The 19,985-nt window shown below is 47.0% G+C and carries 20 protein-coding genes; 5 read left to right on the top strand and 15 right to left on the bottom strand.

Annotated elements, in window-relative coordinates; translation table 11 throughout:
* Positions 1 to 3 precede the first annotated feature (3 nt).
* The 3 genes from QU605_RS09820 to QU605_RS09830 form a co-directional block, all read right to left on the bottom strand.
* Positions 4 to 1,431, bottom strand: coding sequence for a glycosyltransferase family 2 protein (locus QU605_RS09820; protein ID WP_289725131.1), 1,428 nt, complete (start codon positions 1,429 to 1,431; stop codon positions 4 to 6).
* Positions 1,424 to 3,505, bottom strand: coding sequence for a HEAT repeat domain-containing protein (locus QU605_RS09825; protein WP_289725132.1), 2,082 nt, complete (start codon positions 3,503 to 3,505; stop codon positions 1,424 to 1,426). Before QU605_RS09825 ends, QU605_RS09820 begins: the two co-directional genes overlap by 8 nt.
* A 278-nt stretch (positions 3,506 to 3,783) precedes the next feature.
* Complete coding sequence (locus tag QU605_RS09830) at positions 3,784 to 5,514, bottom strand: ATP-binding response regulator (RefSeq protein ID WP_289725133.1); 1,731 nt, start codon at positions 5,512 to 5,514, stop codon at positions 3,784 to 3,786.
* A gap of 146 nt (positions 5,515 to 5,660) precedes the next feature.
* On the opposite strand from QU605_RS09830, the gene QU605_RS09835 reads away from it, so the two are divergent.
* Positions 5,661 to 6,953 (top strand): dipeptidase, encoded by a 1,293-nt coding sequence (locus QU605_RS09835; protein ID WP_289725134.1) that lies wholly within the window; start codon positions 5,661 to 5,663, stop codon positions 6,951 to 6,953.
* On the opposite strand, the gene QU605_RS09840 is transcribed toward QU605_RS09835, so the two are convergent.
* The gene (locus tag QU605_RS09840; RefSeq protein ID WP_289725135.1) at positions 6,950 to 7,345 is read right to left on the bottom strand and encodes an acyl-CoA thioesterase; all 396 of its coding nucleotides are present in this window, start codon (positions 7,343 to 7,345) and stop codon (positions 6,950 to 6,952) included. The two genes, QU605_RS09835 and QU605_RS09840, sit on opposite strands and share 4 nt — an antisense overlap.
* Positions 7,346 to 7,767: 422 nt before the next feature.
* On the opposite strand from QU605_RS09840, the gene QU605_RS09845 reads away from it, so the two are divergent.
* Positions 7,768 to 8,181, top strand: coding sequence for a glyoxalase (locus QU605_RS09845; protein ID WP_289725136.1), 414 nt, complete (start codon positions 7,768 to 7,770; stop codon positions 8,179 to 8,181).
* Here QU605_RS09845 and QU605_RS09850 read toward each other — a convergent pair.
* On the bottom strand, positions 8,167 to 8,847 hold the full coding sequence (locus tag QU605_RS09850; protein ID WP_289725137.1) for a DUF2461 domain-containing protein: 681 nt from the start codon (positions 8,845 to 8,847) through the stop codon (positions 8,167 to 8,169). The two genes, QU605_RS09845 and QU605_RS09850, sit on opposite strands and share 15 nt — an antisense overlap.
* 121 nt (positions 8,848 to 8,968) lie before the next feature.
* Between QU605_RS09850 and epsC the strand changes: the two genes are divergently transcribed.
* Together epsC and cysM are read left to right on the top strand one after the other, a co-directional pair.
* Positions 8,969 to 9,763: a serine O-acetyltransferase EpsC gene (gene epsC, locus QU605_RS09855; RefSeq protein WP_289725138.1), complete on the top strand. Its 795-nt coding sequence runs from the start codon at positions 8,969 to 8,971 to the stop codon at positions 9,761 to 9,763.
* Positions 9,753 to 10,637, top strand: a complete 885-nt coding sequence (gene cysM / locus QU605_RS09860) for a cysteine synthase CysM (protein WP_289725139.1) — start codon at positions 9,753 to 9,755, stop codon at positions 10,635 to 10,637. The genes epsC and cysM overlap by 11 nt, the downstream gene beginning before the upstream one ends.
* A 44-nt stretch (positions 10,638 to 10,681) precedes the next feature.
* Here cysM and QU605_RS09865 read toward each other — a convergent pair whose 3' ends face one another.
* The 3 genes from QU605_RS09865 to QU605_RS09875 all read right to left on the bottom strand — a co-directional run bounded on the left by QU605_RS09865 (position 10,682) and on the right by QU605_RS09875 (position 13,237).
* Positions 10,682 to 11,182 (bottom strand): Dps family protein, encoded by a 501-nt coding sequence (locus tag QU605_RS09865; RefSeq protein WP_289725140.1) that lies wholly within the window; start codon positions 11,180 to 11,182, stop codon positions 10,682 to 10,684.
* 133 nt (positions 11,183 to 11,315) lie between these two features.
* Complete coding sequence (gene corA, locus QU605_RS09870; RefSeq protein ID WP_289725141.1) at positions 11,316 to 12,419, bottom strand: magnesium/cobalt transporter CorA; 1,104 nt, start codon at positions 12,417 to 12,419, stop codon at positions 11,316 to 11,318.
* A gap of 20 nt (positions 12,420 to 12,439) precedes the next feature.
* Complete coding sequence (locus QU605_RS09875; RefSeq protein ID WP_289725142.1) at positions 12,440 to 13,237, bottom strand: tRNA pseudouridine synthase A; 798 nt, start codon at positions 13,235 to 13,237, stop codon at positions 12,440 to 12,442.
* Positions 13,238 to 13,464: 227 nt separating this feature from the next.
* Between QU605_RS09875 and QU605_RS09880 the strand changes: the two genes are divergently transcribed.
* Positions 13,465 to 13,965 (top strand): hypothetical protein, encoded by a 501-nt coding sequence (locus QU605_RS09880; protein WP_289725143.1) that lies wholly within the window; start codon positions 13,465 to 13,467, stop codon positions 13,963 to 13,965.
* A gap of 65 nt (positions 13,966 to 14,030) precedes the next feature.
* Here the strand turns inward: QU605_RS09880 and QU605_RS09885 are convergent, their stop codons facing one another.
* From QU605_RS09885 to hisH, 7 genes are read right to left on the bottom strand one after another with little or no spacing between them, the layout of a single operon-like run.
* On the bottom strand, positions 14,031 to 15,503 hold the full coding sequence (locus QU605_RS09885; RefSeq protein ID WP_289725144.1) for an AAA family ATPase: 1,473 nt from the start codon (positions 15,501 to 15,503) through the stop codon (positions 14,031 to 14,033).
* Between the two features lie 14 nt (positions 15,504 to 15,517).
* Positions 15,518 to 16,660, bottom strand: a complete 1,143-nt coding sequence (locus QU605_RS09890) for a vWA domain-containing protein (RefSeq protein ID WP_289725145.1) — start codon at positions 16,658 to 16,660, stop codon at positions 15,518 to 15,520.
* 52 nt (positions 16,661 to 16,712) lie between these two features.
* Positions 16,713 to 17,327 (bottom strand): bifunctional phosphoribosyl-AMP cyclohydrolase/phosphoribosyl-ATP diphosphatase HisIE, encoded by a 615-nt coding sequence (gene hisIE, locus QU605_RS09895; protein ID WP_289725146.1) that lies wholly within the window; start codon positions 17,325 to 17,327, stop codon positions 16,713 to 16,715.
* A 12-nt stretch (positions 17,328 to 17,339) separates the two neighbouring features.
* Complete coding sequence (gene hisF / locus QU605_RS09900) at positions 17,340 to 18,095, bottom strand: imidazole glycerol phosphate synthase subunit HisF (protein ID WP_289725147.1); 756 nt, start codon at positions 18,093 to 18,095, stop codon at positions 17,340 to 17,342.
* A gap of 3 nt (positions 18,096 to 18,098) precedes the next feature.
* Positions 18,099 to 18,617 carry a DinB family protein gene (locus QU605_RS09905; RefSeq protein WP_289725148.1) on the bottom strand — a complete coding sequence of 173 codons (519 nt, stop codon included), beginning with the start codon at positions 18,615 to 18,617 and terminating at the stop codon, positions 18,099 to 18,101.
* Positions 18,617 to 19,390, bottom strand: coding sequence for a 1-(5-phosphoribosyl)-5-[(5-phosphoribosylamino)methylideneamino]imidazole-4-carboxamide isomerase (gene hisA, locus QU605_RS09910; protein WP_289725149.1), 774 nt, complete (start codon positions 19,388 to 19,390; stop codon positions 18,617 to 18,619). Before hisA ends, QU605_RS09905 begins: the two co-directional genes overlap by 1 nt.
* A 7-nt stretch (positions 19,391 to 19,397) precedes the next feature.
* Positions 19,398 to 19,979 carry an imidazole glycerol phosphate synthase subunit HisH gene (gene hisH, locus QU605_RS09915; RefSeq protein ID WP_289725150.1) on the bottom strand — a complete coding sequence of 194 codons (582 nt, stop codon included), beginning with the start codon at positions 19,977 to 19,979 and terminating at the stop codon, positions 19,398 to 19,400.
* Positions 19,980 to 19,985: the final 6 nt, after the last annotated feature.

Consider the following 19,985-nt stretch of genomic DNA (forward strand, 5'->3'; position numbering starts at 1 on the left):
GTTTTATGCTTTAGCAAATCCCTTGCGAACCTGAGTTCCCCATCCGGCAGGCACCCTGAATAATTTTTTATAATTCCCCTGAACAGAAGACCAAACTACAATGGGCTGGAATAAGATCGGCTCGAGGAAGGCACAGGCGATTAGCAGGAAAACATCCTTTGTTCGCTGGTACTGATTGTAAGACCATACTTCCCATAAAATGGCATAGAGCGAAAACATGACGGCAAAAGAGTAGACCGCCAGGGTAATCGCCAGGAAAAATTCGAAATAGAGAATCCCCATGGCCCAGAAGAGTATAATGGTCAGGAATCCAAAGAATTCCAGCAAAGGTGACAGCCATTCGTAGAAAAACCAATAGGGATAACTCAACATTCCCAACCTGCCGAAACGGGGGTTGAAAAGCATATCCCGATGCCTGCGAAGCGTTTCCAGGGTACCACGGGACCACCTGTCACGCTGGTTTACAAGGGTTTTCAGGTTTTCCGGGACCACGGTCCAGCAAAGGGGGTCCGGTAGGTACTCAATGGTGTAAGGCAGTCCCTTTTCATGCATATGCCTTCTCATGCGAAAGACGATCTCCATATCCTCTCCAACCGTATCGGTGTCAAAGCCGCCTACGTCCACAGCGATCTGCCGGTCGAAGAAGCCAAAGGCCCCCGAGATGATTAGCAGGCTGTCCAGACGTCCCCAACCCATCCTCCCAAGAAGAAATGAACGGGTGTATTCCAATAACTGAAATCGAGCCAACCAGCTTTTTGGAAGCCGGATTTCTTTGAGTTGCCCCTCGTCTATTTTACAAGAATTAGCTACGCGCAACACACCTCCAACGGCGATTACCCGTTTTCGGGATCTTTGGAAAAAGGCGCGCACTACATGGAGGAGCGCATCCGGATGCAGAAGGCAATCGGCATCTATACAACCGATATACTTGCTCTCGGACAGGTGAATTCCCGTATTGAGTGCATCGGATTTTCCACCATTTACTTTATCGATTACGGTCAGCCGCGAAAATGAAGGATTCGTGGATTTATAGATTCCCTTAATCGGTTTTGAGGGCCATTCCGAGTCCATTGCATGTGGCTTCTTAACAAGATCATAGGCTTCGACCAAACGTTCGAGGGTATCGTCCCGACTTCCATCATTCACCACCATAATATCGTACTTCGCATATCTGAGGGCGAGGAGTGAACGCACATTGTCGACGATCGTAAGGGACTCATTATAGGCCGGTGCGATTATCGTAATACTTGGAGCCATGGGGGTATCCACTAACCTGGAAATATCCCCGATGCTGTGTTTCTTTCGGTAGTGTATAGAACTTCTTGAAGAAAGATATCCAATGGTCGAGAACAGCGTAAAGAGTACCAGGGCAAACACCATAAAAACGATGTTGATGTACTCAATTCCCATTTGAAACAGATCGTTATACATCGCTCTTATTTTTAGTGCCCTTTATCTGGTTGAGCAATCGGTAATAGCCGTTTTCAGATTCCGGATAAAGCGTATCTTCGGCTTCATCTTCACAAGGAAAACTAAAATCAGGATCGGGGGAGAAACTAAAATATTCATCTTCTGAATCCTCCGAGACTTCGCCGGATTCGACCTCTGCTTCCGTATGGGATGAAGGTTCCCAAAGTACCTTCCCCGGTGGGTTTAAATTGGCTTTGGGATCTTGTTTCATGCGTTTTTTCAAAAGCACAAAACTCCTTTTGGCCTTTTTTTGTATGCTTCGGTCGGGATCTGTAAATAGCCCTTTTAGGAATAGCAGCTCTTTCGGGCCACCTACTATGTGAATCTCATCCAAAAGGATGAGTTTTGATTCGGTATCATAGGACCTGAAGAATTCTTCAAAAATGGAGAAACAGCCAATTTCAGAATCCGTATGGGAAAGTTCGTGTCCACCATCCAATTCATTCCTGGCCTCTTGAATTTCTTCCGGTTCCACTATGAATTCCGGTAAAAGATCCGATAAAGGCAAGGCTTCATCAAAATCACCCGATTCGATGAACTCAGGGGGTTCCTCTCCGCCCAAGACCGGAACAAATTCCGTTTCCAACACATGCTCAGTCTCCCGCAATTCCTCTAACAGTATTTCTCTTAGAACCCCCAGATAGCCCGTTGATCCAGCCAATGACTCTATTTCAACTTCCAGTTCCCGAATCCATTCAGGGGTCAGTGTGCCAGGTTCCATGTCATACGGTTTTTTAATTTGGTCAACAATAAGTGGCAGGAATCCATCATCTGGTTGTGAGGACGAAGCCTTCACGGGATCCTCCCTAAGGATATCCAGGAGTTCTTCTATAATACAATCCTCAAATACGGATTCGTGTTCTTCGGTCCACATTTCAAGCGGGATGTCATCTGGTGTTTCCGACAGGAGCTCCTCAAACGAACTGCTGTTCCTTTCCGTTTGCAAATCCCCTGAAGGTATTGTGAGTAACGAGGCAGAGAAATCCGGCCTGAGTGTATTGATCAATTGGGGTTCTGAAGAAAACAGATTTAAATCGTCATCGGATTCCACAAAAGCATCCTGGGGTAGTTCAGCAGGGATTTCAGGATCTTCTTCGCTGGGTTGGGATGTCCAGAATTCAAATTCACCCTGTGCGGCAATACCAGGTAAGATGTCCGCGGACTGCAATGTATTGATTACCATGCCCGCCTTTGAACGTACCAGAAAGGATTCATCCGAATCCGCCTGTATCTGCAACCATGGAATATCCCTGGAATTTCCAATGGTTTCAAGCGTGCTCAGGATATGAATTTTTATTTCAGCCGTGGCATTTTCAAAACAAGCTATAAGGGCATTTCGCGCCGGCACGTATCTGAAGTCACCTATGCATTCCAGAGCAGCGATCTGAATGCGTTCTGATTTGTGATGCAAGAACATCAAAAGTGCCTGTTGGGCGTCGGCCTGTTTAAATACCCGGATAAGGCGGAGAGAAAACAGGACCACATCCTGGTTTTCCGATATCAGCCAATTCCTGAAACTCGGCGGCGTATAGGCTGATTTCGAAGTCAGAATTTCCATTATCCTGACTTGCTGCCATTGGGAAATCGGAAAGCGCGCTGTATCCAGAAAGTATTTTATACCCTCCTCTTTCAAGCGTATTGTGGCTAATTGAGCTTGTTTGCGTACAATACTATTCTTGCTGTTGATATGCTCTTTTATGGCATCATAAGCCTGTGAAACCTGCATTTCAGTCAATTCAGAAATCGCACGGGAGACCTTATCCCACTTGCGGCTTTCCAGGTGCCGCAGGGGTTGATCGTGTAGGTCAAAATGCTGATACAACTCGGAAATTCGCGACCGGGTGGCCGGCAGTGCCTCCCGCTGCACCTCCAAAATGATTTCTGTGATGACACCCCGATCAACCGGGTTTTTAAGCAGTTGTCGAATCTCCATTTTCATCCAGAGTAAATCCGACTCATTTTCGGAGGCTGACTCTGTCTGTTCCAGGAGATAATTGCGAATTACGGGTTCCAGGGCAGCTTTTCTTGTGCTCACCAGGTGACTTTTCGAAACCAAGCGGTTTCTGAAATAAAAAATCATCAGGAAACAAAAGCCCGCCAAGCCCCCGAAAATCATCACGAGTTGCCAGAGAAAATCCGTCTTAATGGCCAAAACCTCCATTAAGGATACCGTCTGAACTAAGTGTATGCTGTATATCATAATTTCTGTATTCTTCAGCCTGTCCAATCGAGGAACAAACTTTTATGTTGTGGCCGAACCCTTAGTGTACATCTGAAATACTCAGAACTTTCTTGGGGCGGCTTCAACCTTCTTTAATCGCGCGCGTCCATATAGCGTTCCAGCGCATCGGCGACTTCCGGATATCGGTCCAGGTAAACGCTGAACGAACGGATGATTTTATTTTCATCCACACCCTCCACCGAAGCCTTACGGATTTGTGACACAGCGGGTATGAGGCTATGGGCCTTTATCATTTCCAGGGCGATCAATAGCTTTTCGGCCCCTTCTCCGATCCCGCTGTAATCCTGGCGTTTCAACCCTATTCGAGTTCGGCCGGCGAATTCCAGCATGCCGTTTCGCAATGCCCTGATCAGGATATGCATACTCTGGACATCACCCTTGCATTTGGATTCGAGATAACTCAGATCTACTAGCCCGGTCCCAGCAGTGGCTTCCCCACCCGTAACATCCAATGAAGCGGCTTGAACAGGAGCCCCTGCCCTTAAATTCTTTAGTTTATTAAAGAGTGCTTCCTGGGTGAATGGTTTTAGAATTACTTCATCGACACCGGCTTCTTTCAGCTGAAGCCCTGAGGCTTCATTTATATCACCTGACAGTGCCAGTATTGGAAAATTGCGGATGTACGAATTGGCATGAGACCTGATTTCATCCAGTGCCTGCATGTCTTTTTTACTTTGGATCCGAAGGTCCAGCAGTAGCATATCCACGGGTTGCGTTTCGAGTAACCCAATTCCCTCCTTCACAGTGGCAACTGTAAAAACGGCGCAACCCATGACCCCAAGCTGGTGCTGCAGTAAATCCAGGTTCAGGGTGTTGTTCTCCATTATAAGAATACGTTTGCCTTTTAGGGCATTCGTAAAGTCTTTAGAATTCGCTCTGGCTGCACTGATTTCTTTTGCAGGTTTTACAGGACCAAAGGGCAGTGTAAACCGAACCTTTGTGCCCTTTCCTTCCCGACTGGATATCTCAATTTTCCCAGCATTTTTCGCAAGGAGTTGTTGTACGATGCTCAAGCCAAACCCGGTTCCTTTTGCCGCTAAATCCATGGCCTGCTTTCCCTGGTAATAAGGGGTGAATACATGGGGTAATTCTGCCTCGGGAATCCCAATTCCCGAGTCGGAAATTTCAACCCTTAATTCCTGTAGCTTCTCGTTTTTTAAAGCGTTTGCTGTTATATGGATCCTTCCAGATAGGGTATACCGGCAGGCATTTTGAATGATATTCATAAGGATGCGCCTAAAATCTGAGGGATTACCCACCAAGCACTCATGCAGTCCATCCTCCAGATCCATACCAATATCCACGGGCTTATCGAGGATTTGAAGCCTCGCATAGGCTGCTGCTTCTTCCAAAATCCGAGCGGGAGAAAAAGGAATTGTTACGGCTTGTCCGCCCCCGTTTTTCAGGCGGTAAAAAGCCCCAAGTTCCTCCAGGGTTTCCGCCATAGATTCGGAAGCCATATGCATAGAGGCCGCAATGGATTTATAAGGTTCCGCTATGGGCGCCTCTGAAAGTATCTGTGTGAACCCGAGTATCCCGTGCAAAGGATTGCGAAGGTCGTTCCCTATGGCTTCGAGGGCTCCCTCGTATTGCTGATGTGTGGTTTTAGGGCTGTTTTCTGAGGGTATCGTTCCTTTTCGCGCAGGATCCCATATACGGGTTTCAAGCTGTTTCCGGAATATGTCATAGGATTTTTTAACGGTTCGCGCTTCAGCCGCAGTCATTTTTTCAAAGGAATAATCCTCGAGTGCAAGCTGAAGGTCCGTAAGGTGTTCCAGGAGATCTTTCGATGTAATGGGCATATTCTAGGTTTAACTGCAAATTTTATCGGTAAAATGCATTCACTTCCTAAAAATCAATATTTGTGTACCCGTGAACAATTAAATGTTCCCTATCTTTCGATTCTTGTTGTCAAACCCGATTAATTGTAGGTAAAATCAAAACCACCATGCGCATTTACTCCCTTATTTTGAGCATGTTATTGCTTGTAGCGTGCCAGGAAAAAGACCAGAAAAAACCCGAATTGTCTATGGAAGAAGAAGCCCTAAGGATTCACAATAAAGTGATGACGGTAGACACACACGTCGACATCAACGTCCGGAACTTTACCGATAGCGTTAACTATACCCAGCGCTTAAATACCCAGGTAAACCTTCCTAAAATGGAAGAAGGCGGGCTGGATGTCGCCTGGTTTATCGTGTATACGGGGCAGGATACCCTGACGGATTCAGGATATGCGAAAGCAGAAGCGAATGCCCTCGGAAAATTTGAAGCCATCCACCGCCTATGTGAAGAAATTGCGCCGGATCGTATAGGCCTTGCTACAACCTCCGCCGAGGCGCGTGAAATCTATAATTCAGGTAAGAAAGTTGCCATGATTGGTGTTGAAAACGCCTATCCCATGGGAACCGACCTCGCCAATTTTGAAAAATACCACAGCTTGGGTGCCCGCTATGTTTCTCTGGCCCATAACGGACACAGCCAGTTTTCCGATTCCAATACCGGAGAAACTGATGATATATGGCTTCATAATGGTTTAAGTGATTTAGGCAAAGAGGCTGTTGTTGAGATGAATAGACTAGGGATCATGATTGATATTTCGCATCCGTCCAAAGAGGCGAATATGCAGATGCTAGCCCTTTCCAAAGCGCCGATTATCGCGTCCCACTCTTCGGCCAGGGCCCTTTGCGACCACAGCAGGAATCTCGACGATGATCAATTGTTACGCCTTAAAGAGAATGGTGGCGTTGTGCAGACTGTGGCTTTAGCGGGATATGTCAATAAGGAGAAAAGTGCTGCCCGGGATGCTTTTATGAAAGATATTATGGAAGAGGTTGCAGATTCCCTAGGAGTAACGTGGTACGAGCGTTCTGAGTTCCGAAACCTCTCAGAAGCAGAACAGGAGGCTTTTATAGCCGTAATCCCTCAAGTGACCTCTATTGCGGATGAAATAGCTGCAAACCGGCCGGACACCCCACCCGCAGTTGATGTTTCCGATTTTGTGGACCATATCGACTATATGGTAGAGCTCATAGGGATTGATCATGTGGGCATCAGTTCAGATTTTGACGGGGGTGGCGGAATTCAGGGATGGTCAGATGCCTCAGAAACCTTTAATGTTACCCTGGAACTCGTGAGCAGGGGTTATTCCGAGGAGGACATTGCCAAGCTCTGGGGCGGGAACCTGCTCCGGGTCCTGGATGAAGTTCAGGCTGTTGCCGAAAACTGGCCTGCGGATTAGGACTCGGACTCCAGTCGGTCTTTTACATACTCGACTTTTGTTTTCCCGTGTACTTTGGGTTTCCCCTCGGCATCCAAAACAACGAAAATCAGCTGATCTACCGTGGCAATGGCCTCTCGGGTCAGCTTATTGCGCACTTCGGATTTCAAGGTAATGGAAGTTGTTCCAAAAGAAATCACTTCAATGCCAATCTCAATAATCCCCCCCTGACTAACAGGATTGATAAAGTTGATCTCCGACATATACTTCATTACACAATTCTGATCCTCAAGCTGAATGATGCTGTAAAGCGCCGCTTCCTCTGTAATCCAGGACAACAGGCGACCTCCGAAAAGCCGGCCATTGGCATTCAGGTCTTCAGGTTTGATCCATTTTCGGGTATGAAAGCGCATAGGTTCTAAATTGGTTTAAAGGTAACGCCAAAAACCCGGGAGTGTTTGCCGCAATATGGAGAATGGCCGATTTTTCTCAAATCCTAAAAATTGTTAAGCATACAATAAACTTTTCCTAAACCAAGGTCTGTTATAATTTGTTTCCACTAATTTAAAGGAGCCAATTAATAGCAGCGCCATGCAAGTTTTAGTTAAGTATTTAATCCTTATTACCCTGATTGTGCTGAAAACGCTTTTATGATACCCAATAATTGCACGCTACCATCAAAGTCAGGTAATTGGAAGTTTGAAGGGTCTAACACACAGTGAAACCCAGGCCGGTCAGCACACGCCCAGACGTGTTTATAAACCCGTTGACAACTTCTTGACCCCAGCATGCCTCACCACGAGCTTTTGGCTAATTTTAATCAAACACTCCCATCATGAGTTCTCGCTCCACCGATTTGATTCGAATCAGACCGGATTTGTCCTCCTCGTTTCGCACACAGGCCGATACCACAAACAACGAACAGTTTCAGAACGGCACGCTCAGGCCCGTCATTAAATTTCAGAATGACCTCCTATTGGCTGCCTTTCGGAATTATGCTGTGAAACACAAAGGACAGTTTTTCGAAATGTCCCAGGAAAAAAAAGTGAAGTATATCGAGAATGCCATTCAAAAGGATATTAAGTTCCGCAATTCTCTTAAAGGCATGCTGATCGGCCAATTTACACTGGAAGAATACGAACGTTATATCCAGAACTCCTCTGCGCTGAATAAACGGATGATGCAGATGGTTATCGAACGACTGAAGGACCAGATGCAACTCTTACACCCCCCTTTAATCCAATATTGATTCGCCGTTCAGGTCTGTGGTCAGGATTTCGCTCATCAAATCAAAAAACGGCCTGATTTCCCGGTATGAGGAACTGATAATCTCCGGAAACACGGAGGCCTTTACTTCTTTATCCGTAAAGTTACGCGTGAATATAAATTGTTTTTTGCGAATCAATTCAATATTGGGATGTTCCCTTTCGAAACCTTTTGGGGCAGTTTTTACTGCATCGCCCTGCAGATCTCCCCAGACCGATTGAAATTCAGGATTGTCGATCACCCGTTTAAAGGGCTCTGCGTCCAGTTCGAGTTCTTTGCGGATTCTCAGTAAATCCTCCTTATTCGGATCCCAGAATCCGCAGGCAATAAAGGACGCTCCGGGTCGAATCCTCAAATAATAGCCACCCCGTCGCTCGGCCCCGGATCTGGAAAATGAAACGGCAAAATGGGGTTTGTAGGGAGTTTTATCCTTTGAAAAGCGAAGGTCCCTATGGATTCTGAACAATTTCATCTTTTCGATTTCATCGTGGCTCTGCAATGCCATTTTTTGGGCTTCGCTGAATTGCAGCATGGATGAGCGCGCTGCCTCATAGGCCTTGCGATTGGCCTCAAACCATTCACGGTTATTATTTTTCCCCAGTCCTTTTAAAAATCCAAGTATTTCGTTTGAAATCAGCGGTGTTTGCATGTATTTGAATTTAATACGGGCCACCTGCCTTCGCCGGGCCTGCTTACGTCCTAAAGTTAACGGTTTTTCAACAGGTCTCCACAGGATTATTAGATACCTTTGAGATGTAGAAACGGTAATTATGGATTTAGATCAAATCATCACTGAGATTAAAGCCTGCAAATCTGAAAATCCGCTGCGATTTCGCCTGAAACGCCTGATGGAGTCTTTTACGGATCGGCTTTTTCTTATGCTTTTTGACTGTGAAACCCGTGTGGCAACGCAGATTAAACCCCTTGAAAGCGAATTTGAAGCCATTCTCCTGCTTTGCGGTTGGGAGTCCAACCCACCGTGCCGCGACCTCTGGAGGACCTATATGGCAGAATTACCTGAAATTCTGAGGATGCTTAAACTGGACGCCGAGGCGATAGCCGAATGCGATCCCGCTTCGACTTCAAAAAAGGAAATATACCTCGCTTATCCCGGATTTTACGCCACAGCTATTTATCGTCTGGCACATCCGTTCTATCGCTACGGGTTGCCGCTGCTTCCCAGGCTGATGACGGAATATGCACACAGGCAAACCGGGGTTGACATCAATCCGGGTGCACAGATCGGCGAGTCTTTTTTCATCGACCACGCAACCGGTGTTGTGATTGGGGAAACGGCTAAAATTGCAAACAACGTCAAGGTTTACCAGGGTGTTACCCTGGGTGCACTCTATGTCGCCAAAGACCTGCAGAAAACAAAACGACATCCTACGATCGAAGATAATGTAACCATTTACGCCAACGCTACAATTCTGGGTGGCAAAACGACCATCGGTGCAAATTCCACAATCGGAGGAAACGCATGGATTACACAATCGGTACCCCCGAATTCAAAAGTGTACCACAATCCTGAAATTCATATTAAAACTGAAGAAGATGCCCTTTGATATGTTTGACCTGATCGGCAAGACCCCCCTTGTAGCTTCCAGAAAGTTATTTCTAAAGCCCGGGGTCACCCTGTTGTTTAAATTGGAAGGACAGAACCCCGGAGGAAGCGTTAAGGACCGGGCTGCGCTTAATATGATCCGGTCGGCCCTTGAAAGAGGTAGCATTCACAAGGATTCTAAACTTATTGAGGCTACAAGCGGGAACACCGGAATAGCACTGGCAATGATCGCCAGCCTTTTCAACATGGAAATTGAGCTCGTTATGCCCGAAAATGCGACCCGGGAACGGGTTCAGACAATGCGCGCATATGGCGCCAGGGTAACCCTTACTCCCGCTGAGGAAGGGATTGAAGGTGCGCGGGATTTTGCCGAAAAGCGCGTGGAGCAAATGGGGTACGTGATGCTGGATCAATTTTCAAACCCCGATAACTGGAAGGCCCATTACCAAACAACCGGACCCGAAATCTGGAGGGACACCATGGGAAGCGTCACACATTTTGTGTCTTCCATGGGGACTACCGGAACCATTATGGGTACTTCTTCCTATTTGAAAGAACAAAACCCCAATATTTCTATCATCGGCGTCCAACCGGATGGAGATTCAAAAATTCCAGGAATTCGAAAATGGCCCGAAGCCTACCTGCCACGGATATTCGAACCCTCAAAAGTAGACCGGATCATTGAGGTTAGTGAAACCCAGGCACGCGATACTGCCAAAGCGCTGGCGGTACATGAAGGGATTTTTGCGGGTATGAGCAGTGGAGGGGCCACAGCGGCGGCTATACAGCTCGGGCAGGAACTCGAGCAGGGCACCATTGTTTCCATAATCTGCGACCGGGGGGATCGGTATCTTTCCTCTGATTTATTTGAATAAAAAAACGCCCGAAGGCGTTTTTTTTATTTATATAATTATGTCGACTAGGCCAGTGTCGGCTCCTTTAGGAATTCAGCGTCGGCGCGGTTCCAGGCGGCCAGCATCCAACTCGTTTTTTCTAACTCCCGAATATAGGCTCCGATCAGGTCTATAGTTCCTTCATCTCCTGCCTTTTCGGCCTTTTCAGAGGTTTCGTACATCCTTTGAATGAGGATCTGATGCGCTTCGAGCAAATCCCTGACCATTTCTGAATCTGATAAATTGGATTTTGATTCGCCAATAGAGGCTGCTTTGAGGTAGTCACTCAAATTGCTTAACGGCCGGTAGCCCAGAGTGAGTACCCGCTCAGCAATTTCATCTATTTTAGTTCGGGCGTCAGTATAGAGTTCTTCAAACTTCTCATGGAGCTGAAAGAAATTGCGCCCGTGTATGTTCCAGTGAAAATTTCGCAGTTTTTGATAATAGAGATGGTAGTCCGCCAACAACTCGTTCAAAGAGGCGCCAACAATTAATAACTCTTCATCTTTATTTTTCAAATAATTCATAATATATCTATAGGATTTATAAGAAGGGTAACTCCCCTCCTTTGGTTAAACTTACACTATATAATATATTATTTATTTAACTAATATCCAGTTATTTAACAATTTTAACGCTTATTAAGAAATCGATAAGTATTTACAGCCAATCCTTGCGTTTAAAATAGACCAGAAGGACTATAAAGACCCCGAGCATCACTCCCAGGATAGCAAAATATCCGTAGTTCCATTCCAGCTCAGGCATGTTCTTAAAATTCATTCCGTAGATGCCCGCAATAAATGTGAGGGGAATAAAAATACTCGCCATTATGGTCAAAACCTTCATGACCTGGTTCATTTTGTTACTCACCTGGCCCATATAGAGTTCCATTAAACCAAAGGCCATTTCACGCTGTATATGGAGTGTTTCATTAATTTCAATGGTATGGTCCAGGATGTCCCTGAGAAAAACCTTCGTATCCTTCGTAATCAATGGGGATTCCGTTTCGATAAGTCGTGCGATAAGTTCGCGGACGGGGGCCATAGACTTCCGGATTTTCAGGATATCCTTTCGAAGTTGCTGGATTTCGTAAACGGTTTCCTCCCTCGGATTTGTATAAACGACCAGTTCCAGAGCGTCCAGTTTTTCTTCCATGGTTTCCAGCACCATAAAATAATGATCAATCACGGCATCAATCAGGGCGAAGAAAAGATAATCACTCCCCCTGCTCCTAATCCTGCCCGTATGTTGTTCAAGCCGGTTGCGAACCCCGTCGAAAATATCATCTTCAATTTCCTGATAGACAAAAACCCGACCCGGCTTTAAAACCAGCGCGAGGTGTTCTTTTACGATACGACCCTCCTTATTGGGATAAAGCATTTTAAGAACCACAAAAATGTACTCCGTATACTCATCAATCTTTGGACGACTCTCGGTATTAACGATATCTTCCATCACCAGAGGATTCAGGCCGCTCACTTTGGCGAGATTCAGCATGGAGGCTTCATCATTGAGACCTTTTATGGTAAACCACTGGGTTTTGGTTGTCTGTGCACCTATATCCAAATCCTCTGAAACCTTTACCTCTTGTTTCACTAAGTCGGAGTCGTCGTAGGCGATTAAATTCAGTGAGGATTTCTTCGCTTTTCGTTGTCCTATATAGGTTACAGTTCCCGGAGCCTTACCGAGCTTAATACTCCGCTGGCCTTTTGGTCGCTGAAGCGTTTTTATCATCTGGAGGGTTGACTTTGCTTGTTTTCTCATCGGTACATTCTAAAAATCGTTTACATTGAAAGGTCCATTTGGACATCCGTTAAATGCAGGCCGGATGCGGGAGCAATGCGCTTTACAGGCGGGGAAATCCCATTTAGCAGCGCATCCCGGAGCGCTTCTTCATCAACTTCCCCCCGACCCAGAGCGACAAGGGCCGCCATCATTAAACGCACCTGGTACCGTCCAAATCCGGGACCTGTAATTTCCAGATAATACGTATTTTTCGGGAAAAAGCTGGCTGTCAAAGCAGTATTATGGCGTACTTCACAGGATATTATTTCCCGAATCAGGAGCGTGGCAGGACTCGGCTGGGCGATAAATCCTTTAAAATTATGGGTTCCTATGAAAAGGGCAGCCCCATCGATCATTCGTTCGAGGTCCAGCGGTCCCGGGAAGTAGCCCAGAAATGGTGCGCAATAGGGATGAGGTTTGGATCCAAAACAGAAATAGTATCGGTACGTTTTGGAGTTACTGTCCCGTATTGCGTTGAAGTCTTTCGCAACCGGGATTGCCGATTCCAGCAGAATATCCGCGGGTAAATTCCGATTCATTTCTTCAACAAACTCAGGAAGTCCGGCAAGGGGCTTCCCTTTAAGAAGCAGTTGTGCCGCAAAGTGGTTTGCGGACACCCGGGCATCTGTGCGCCCTGCCCCCAAGAGTTTTACAGATCTGCCAGGAAGTACAAAACCCAATGTCTTTTGTACCATCCCTTCGATAGATTTCACCCCGGGTTGCTGCTGCCAGCCCTGGAACCTAAATCCCAGAAAGCTCAGGCGAAGTAAATAATAGTGTTTCCCTAATTCGGTCATTGGAGGTATTCCATGAGAGGAAAGATATCAATTTGTCTTCACAAAAAGGGACAGATTTCAATTCAGGAGGTATCCGAACCGGCTTTTCGAATTTGACTACTGCCCAGGCCCTGCATTTCACAACACTTTGGGCGTGCTTGACAACAAGACCAGCCGTTCATCGAATTCCCTGAAATATCCCCGACAAAAGGTCGTTTTTTAATTTCAAACAAACCCCCGAAACCCTCGTGAGTTTACACAAAGAAATTCAAACACAGAATCGATCCTACCTCTGGAAGTTCTGCTTGTATACTTCTCTGCTACTCCTTTCTGCCTTAATCGTGTTCAGCTTTTACGGCCTGTATAGCAATCGCTTTTATTTTCTGAAAGTCGACAATTACATCTTCCCTTTGTTCAGCGTACTTCACTTTGTGTTCCTGTACGTCCTGAATTTTAAGATTCGGGAGGGCGAATATCCGGATCCCATTATGCGAAACATCGAGTACGGAATGTATGCCGTACTCTTGATCTATATTTTTAAGTGTTTTGATACCTATTATATCCTGATGAGCTATGAGGAGTACCAATCCTATATGATTCCTGAAACGTTTATCCCCATAGGTTTGCTGATCCTCTCACTCCACCTCCTGCTGGTAGGATTTACGTTCCTGAGTTTTTATCAGCGAAAAGTGTTGATCGGTTCCTATGAATTCGAACAGATCGATAAAAATATGAATTCCTGGCAATAGCCGGTATTCTTGTGTTGTGGCAAAAAAAAGCCCCGGTTTTCCGGGGCTTTTTTGATTTTGATAACTCAGAGCCTGCTGATATAGCTCCCGTATAAGTCGCGAAACCTGAAGCCTTCTGAAATCCTTTTTTTACTGAGTTTTTCAAAGCCTTCAAGACCCCAGAGTACCATTTCATGGGCAAAAGGAAGGTCGCGCTCCTCGAGCTCCGGGAGGTGCTTTCCTACCAGCGCCCGAAGCGGACCGATTTCCGTGAGCACGCTTCGGTACTCCGAATCCGTGAGGTCATCCATCAGATCAATGCCCTCGGATTCAAAAAACCAGGCAATCAGGGCGTCATACGGGGTTTCTTCATCTTTGCGTTCCAATTTCCTGATCTCTGGAAAATGGGTTGAGAATACCGTCTTAACCGCTTCCTCTACAAGGATCTGGGCAACATTATCCGCTCCTTCCTGCTCTCCTTCATAGACGAGCTCTATCTTTCCCGTGATGGCCGGAAGCACACCCATAAAGTCGCTGAGGCGTATGGTCGTGGTGGTATCTCCTGTTTTGAGCATTCGTCGTTCAGCGGTACTGAGCAAATTTTCATAGGCCGTAATACTCATTCGGGCACTAACCCCACTTTTCCGGTCCACATACTCACTTTTCCGGGCCTCAAACGAAATTTGCTCCAATAAATCCCTGGCCAGTTCCGGAACGTGAATCCCTTTTTCCTGAGCAGGTACAAGGGCTGCCTCCTGGGCAGTAATCCGCCGGGCCGTCTGAAGATCCTGCGGGTAGTGGGTCAGAATCTGAGACCCAATCCGATCTTTCAATGGCGTAACAATACTCCCCCTATTGGTGTAATCCTCCGGGTTGGCCGTAAAAACAAACTGCACGTCCAGGGGCAGCCGCACTTTGAATCCGCGAATCTGAACATCTCCTTCCTCCAGTATATTAAAAAGGGCCACCTGAATCCTCGATTGCAGATCAGGAAGCTCATTGATCACAAAGATGCAGCGATTTGCACGCGGTATCATCCCAAAATGAATCACGCGGTCATCTGCATAAGACAGTTTTAAATTTGCAGCTTTAATAGGATCCACATCCCCTATAAGATCTGCCACCGTAACATCGGGGGTTGCGAGTTTTTCATAGAACCGGTCCGACCGGTGTACCCAGTTGATTTCTGTATCATCGCCCTTTTCGCGGATCATCTCGCGCGCATATCGCGATATGGGCTGAAAAGGGTCATCGTGAATCTCACTTCCGGCCACCTCAGGGATCCATTCATCCAAAAGTTCCACCATCAGGCGGGCGAGACGTGTTTTTGCCTGTCCCCTCAGCCCCAGAAGGTTTATGTGGTGCCTGGAGAGGATCGCCTGCTCCAATTGCGGGATCACAGAATTCTCATATCCCCATACCCCCTCGAACGAAGGCTTATCCTCCTTCATCCTCAAGATGAGATTTTCCCGGAGTTCATCTCTTATAGGCCGGGTTTTATAACCCGATTTCTTTAGGTCTCCGAAAGTTCTAATTGCGGGTGCTTTTTCCTTGCTCATGTATCCTTGACTAATTAACCTCTTAAACGTTTTTTTCGGTTCTGTTCGTAATCTTCAAAAATCATTTCCCCAAGGCCTTTTAAACCTGTAAAAAAGGCTTTACCCTTATTTGCCTCTGTAAAATGCCTGACAAATTGCATCAGATACGGGTCCTGGGCAATCATAAAGGTGGTGATCGGGATGTGTAATTTGCGAGCCTGGCTCGCCATATTGTAACACTTTTCCACAATGTAGTCGTCCAGGCCGACACTGTTTTTGTAATACGTTCCATCAGGCATACGCAGACACGAGGGTTTGCCGTCGGTGATCATAAAGATCTGTTTGTTTGTATTGCGCTTCCGCCTGAGTAAATCCATCGCCAGTTGTAATCCTGCAACGGTGTTGGTATGGTAAGGCCCCACCTTCAGGTAAGGCAATTCAGCTACACTTATCGGCCAGGCGTCATTCCCGAAAACCAGAATATCCAGGGTGTCCTTTGGGTATCGGGTAGTGATCAGTTCAGTAAGTGCCATAGCCACTTTCTTGGCCGGAGTAATCCTGTCTTCCCCATAGAGGATCATACTATGGCTGATATCGATCATCAGCACCGTACTCATCTGTGCCTTGTGATGGGTATCCTCCACCACCAAATCATTTTCTTCCAGCCTGAATTCATCCATGCCGTGGTTCACCTGGGCATTTCGCAAACTTTCAGTCATCGAAATCTGTTCCAAACGGTCTCCAAAACGATAGGCTCGAAAATCCCCTGTGTGTTCGTCTCCCTGCCCGGTTTTACCCGTTCGGTGATTCCCGCTTCCTCTTCTCTTGAGCTTACCGAAAATCTGGTCCAGGGCGCGCCTGCGCAGCATGCGCTCAAGTTTTGCCGTCATCGAAAAAGAAGGGTCACCGGACTGGCCCTCACCGGAGCCCTCAGGGTCCAATTCAATTTCCTCCCGGAGGTAACCTTTGGCCTTAAGATCTTCTATAAAATCATCGATCGTATAGTCGTCATCGGTGAGTTCGTATTCCTTGTCGAGCTCCCGCAACCAATCAAGAGCCTCTTCCACCTCACCTGAAGTATGGGTGATGAGTTCCTGGAAAATATCGAATAGCTTATCAAAAGGAGATTGTTCAGCAGCCTTATAGGAAGTGAACCTGAAGCCTAGTCTTCTGTTCATAGCGTACTAAAAATACGACTTTTGGAGCAGGTAGTCCAAATATTAAGAAATCTTAACGTGTCGGCTGGTGCCGCGTTTCGAGAACAGAAACAACGTCTTTGAGCGTAAATCCCTTGGCCTGAACCAAAACCATCAGGTGAAACAACAAATCCGCACTTTCATTCAGAAAAAGTTCGTCCTGGCTGTCCATAGCCTCAATAATCGTTTCCACAGCCTCCTCCCCCACTTTCTGAGCGATTTTATTGATCCCTTTATCAAAGAGGGATGCGACGTAGCTGGATTTTGAGGCACCTGAACCCGCCTCCTCCTTCCGGGATGCGATCACAGCTTCAAGTTGGTCCAGAAAGCCAACCCCTTCGTTGACTTCTCCCCAGCAGGTGTCGGTCCCCTTGTGGCAAACCGGACCCAAAGGCCGTACCCGAACCAGGAGTGTATCGTTATCGCAATCCACCCGAATCCCTTCCAGGTGCAAATGGTTGCCGCTTTCCTCTCCTTTGGTCCAAAGCCTTTTTTTAGACCTGCTGTAAAAAGTGACCAAACCAGTAGCCTTGGTTTTCTCCAGGGCTTCCCTGTTCATATATCCCAGCATGAGAACTTTGGCTGTTTGTGCGTCCTGAATTACGGCAGGAACCAGCCCGTCCCCTTTGGTAAAATCGATCTCTTCCATTCTATTGTAGTTTTACAAGCGGACAGGGATGTTCCTGCCCTTTAAAAATTCTTTCAATCGGGGAATCGGAATTTCGCCAAAGTGAAAAACACTCGCAGCCAGGGCTGCATCTGCCCTGCCTTTGGTAAAGGCCTCTTCAAAATGCACCAAATCCCCCGCACCCCCGGAGGCGATAATAGGGATATTAACCGTTTCAGACAGCTCCTTAAGTGCTTCGTTCGCGAAGCCATTCTTGGTCCCGTCATGCTCCATACTGGTAAAGAGCAATTCCCCTGCACCCCGTTCGGCCGCTTCCCGCGCCCATTCGAAAAGGGCGACATCTGTGGGGATTTTGCCTCCCATCAGGTGTATTTTCCAAACCTCGTCAATCCTCCGTGCATCAAGGGCCACCACGATACACTGTGACCCAAATTTGGATGCAAGACGATCGATTAGTTCAGGGTCCCGGACGGCTGCCGAATTTACGGAAACCTTATCCGCCCCATTGTGCAACAGCACATCCACGTCTTCCACGGAGCTTATGCCCCCTCCGACTGTAAACGGAATATCGATGCGTTCAGCCACCCTCCACACGAGGTCCGCCAGTGTTTTGCGATTCTCTTCTGTGGCAGAAATATCCAGGAAAACCAATTCATCTGCCCCTTGTCTGGCGTAGGTTTCCGCGAGTTCCACGGGATCACCGGCATCCCTGAGGTCCACAAAGTTAACCCCTTTAACCGTGCGGCCATCTTTGATATCCAGACAAGGTATGATGCGTTTAGTCAACATGGCTTATTCGTTTTTCTGATTCAAGTCAAAATCCCTGTAAAACCCGAGATCAATATTCCGGTACAATTTTGTCAGGTATGCGATCTGACCCGTGTGATAGCTCAAATGCTCAACCACGTGAAGGATGATACCTAGCCCTGAAAGCTCAAAACCCTGTACGCGCTTTCGCTCCAACAAGACCGAATCGGGTACGGCCCGAATCAAATCTTGTGCGTTCCGGGCCACCTCGACGAAGGATGAGGTTATCGTCTCCCGATCCGCGTCGGTCGATGCGTCAAATTCTGCCGGACGATCCCTGAGGTCGGGGTTCCCGCCAAGGCCGCTTATTATATACTGCCCGATGTTCCCCTGTAAATGTCTCAGTAACTGGGCTACCCCGTTGGAATTTTCATTGGGTATCGCCCAAAACATCGTATCGTCCAATTCCTTCAGACACCCCTGGATTTTATCCATGGATTCCTGAATTCGCACAACTGCCTGCTCCTTAAAATCCTCAGACAGGGAAGGTCCTGTTTGTTCCATTATTCCTCTATCAAAGTTGGAAGGTCATCCAGACTGATCTGCCCTTCGTACAACGCCTTTCCGATAATTGCGCCTTCACAGCCGATGCGCCGCAGCTTGCGAAGGTCATCCAAACTGCTCACGCCTCCGCTTGCAATAAGCGCAATTCCAGGCTTTTCAATATCCTCCACACCGCTCATCCCTATACGGGTTTCCAGAATAGAGGTTCTTTTAAGGAGGTCTTTGTAGAGGTCAAATGCGGGGCCCTCCAACATGCCGTCCTTGCTTATGTCGGTACATATGACATAACGAACTCCTTTTTTCTGGTAACCACTCACAAAGGGAACGAGCTTCTTTCCGGTAGCTTCCTGCCAGCCCGAGACTGAAATAAACCCATCTCTCGCATCTGCTCCGAGAATAATCCGATCCGATCCATAGGTGTCAAGCCACTGTAGAAACTGATCGGGGCGGGAAGCCGCAATACTTCCTCCGGTAATTTGTGATGCCCCGGATTCAAAAGCGATCCGGACATCTTCATCCGACTTAATACCTCCTCCAAAATCCACTTTCAGGCGAGTATGAGAAGCTATACGCTCAAGAACTTTGTGGTTTACTATGTGCTGGGAACGCGCCCCGTCCAGGTCCACAAGATGCAAATGCCTTACCCCTGCCCCTTCAAAGGCCTTAGCCATTTCCAGGGGATCTTCGCTGTATATTTTTTTAGTTGAATAGTCCCCTTTGGTCAGACGCACACATTTGCCGTCAATCAGGTCTATGGCTGGAATTATACGCATGGTCAAATTATATTTTAAGGAAATTAGCAAGGATTTGGGCGCCGGCCTTTCCGCTTTTTTCAGGGTGAAACTGGACGCCGTAAAAATTATCACGCGCCAGGGCAGCACTGTAGGCACCTCCGTAATCACTCACAGCTATGGTTTCTTCAGACAAAGGGGCATAGTAACTATGGACGAGATAGATGTATTCATGCTCAGAAATCCCCTGAAACAGAGGAGACTTCAATTCGTGTATTCCATTCCATCCGATCTGGGGAACTTTTAAATCTTCAGAAAAGCGGACAACCTCGGTTTGGAAGATACCTAATCCTTTGGTCGCACCCTCTTCGGAGTACCGGCACATCAGTTGCATTCCCAAACATATGCCAAGCACGGGTTGTTTTAACTCAGGAATGAGGTGATCCAGGCCAGAGTGCTCCAATTTCCGCATGGCGCTTGAAGCCTCTCCCACCCCCGGAAAAATTACTTTGTCTGCACTTCGAATCCGATCCGGATCCGAGCTGAGCTCCAGGTCATACCCCAATCGCTGAAACGCAAAGCGAATGCTCTGTATATTCCCAGCCCCGTAATTGATAATAACTAAGTCCATGTCTAA

Origin of the sequence: Robiginitalea aurantiaca (genome assembly GCF_030380815.1) — a bacterium.
GTDB lineage: Bacteria > Bacteroidota > Bacteroidia > Flavobacteriales > Flavobacteriaceae > Robiginitalea > Robiginitalea aurantiaca.